The following is a 1243-nucleotide window of genomic DNA, read 5'->3' on the forward strand; positions in this document are numbered from 1 at the left end:
CCATATGTGTTAGTTTTTTGTCAACCAACATCATATCGGGTTTCATGCTATGGTTCAACTTTTTTTACTGTCGCATTTAATTTTACAATTAACCGCCTTTTTTTTCGGGGATGGATCTGTTGACAAAAGGCATCAGGGTTGCTAAAATATTATAATATTTGACATTTGGGGGCATAAATGTTATAATAATTACGTGTATTTTGTATTTCTAGCGGGGTGAGGTTTCATGGCCACCGAGAACACTCTCCTCAAGATTAAAAAGAGCATCGAGCCCTACGTGGGCAAAAAGGTGAGGATAAAAGCCAACCGGGGCCGTAAGAAGACCTTTGAAAAGGAAGGTATACTGGAAAAGGTATATCCCAGTATATTTGTGGTCAGGGTCGAGGAATCCCCCGAGTTAGTAAGACGAATATCCTACAGTTACTCGGATATACTCACCGAGACGGTCCAGCTCACGCTGTGCCAGAAAGAAAAGAGTGCGTCAAACTAGTCCTCAAAGAGGACTTTTTTTTTGTCTTTTTTAAACAAAGACCCCCGGCCTGAATATTATATATTAAAGCGGCTAAAGGCAGCAAAGGGGGGTCTTTGTGTTAAGAGCCGAGAGAATTTTGCGGCGCTACGAGAAAAAGCTTTTGAAGCTGGAAAACGTGGTAGGTACCGGCCTGGGCTATAAGATTATAGAGGGAAGAACCACCAACGAACCGGCAATAATGATCCTGGTGAGGAAGAAAAAACCCGAAAGAGAGCTTCCGGCGAACCACGTGGTGCCCAAAAAGCTGGAAGAGGTGTACACCGATATAATTGAGGTAGGGGATGTCAGGCTTCTGGCCGCGAGGACCCAGAAGACCAGGCCCGCCATGCCCGGGATGAGCATCGGGCATTACAAAGTTACCGCGGGCACTTTCGGCGCTGTAGTGAGGGACGAAAGCACCGGCGAACCCCTGATTCTATCGAACAATCACGTGCTGGCCAACGCCAGCAACGGACGCGACGGCAAGGCCGCTGTGGGCGACCCCATCATGCAGCCGGGCCCCTATGACGGCGGCGGGTCCGAGGATGTTATCGCCCACCTTTACAGGTTCATTCCCGTAGAAAAGGACGTCACCCCCAGCCGGTGTCCCATAGCGCGCCGGGGGGAGAACCTCATGAACTTTTTCATCAGGATGATCAGGCCCGATTACCGGGTCGCCTTTATGAAACACAGGGCAGCCTATAACCTGGTCGATGCGGCGGTGGCAAAGCC

Annotated in this window: 2 protein-coding genes; both read left to right on the forward strand. The window is 49.5% G+C overall.

The genetic code is table 11. The features are described from left to right. The first annotated feature begins 226 nt into the window (after positions 1–226). A complete protein-coding gene (locus LZ11_RS12240) occupies positions 227–490 on the forward strand; it encodes a Veg family protein (RefSeq protein ID WP_148868128.1) in 264 nt (87 codons plus the stop codon). A gap of 97 nt (positions 491–587) precedes the next feature. Beyond that, positions 588–1243: hypothetical protein (locus LZ11_RS12245; RefSeq protein WP_148868129.1), on the forward strand; the 656-nt coding region annotated here is incomplete at its 3' end.

Origin of the sequence: Thermosediminibacter litoriperuensis (assembly GCF_008124715.1) — a bacterium.
Classification (GTDB): Bacteria; Bacillota; Thermosediminibacteria; order Thermosediminibacterales; family Thermosediminibacteraceae; genus Thermosediminibacter; species Thermosediminibacter litoriperuensis.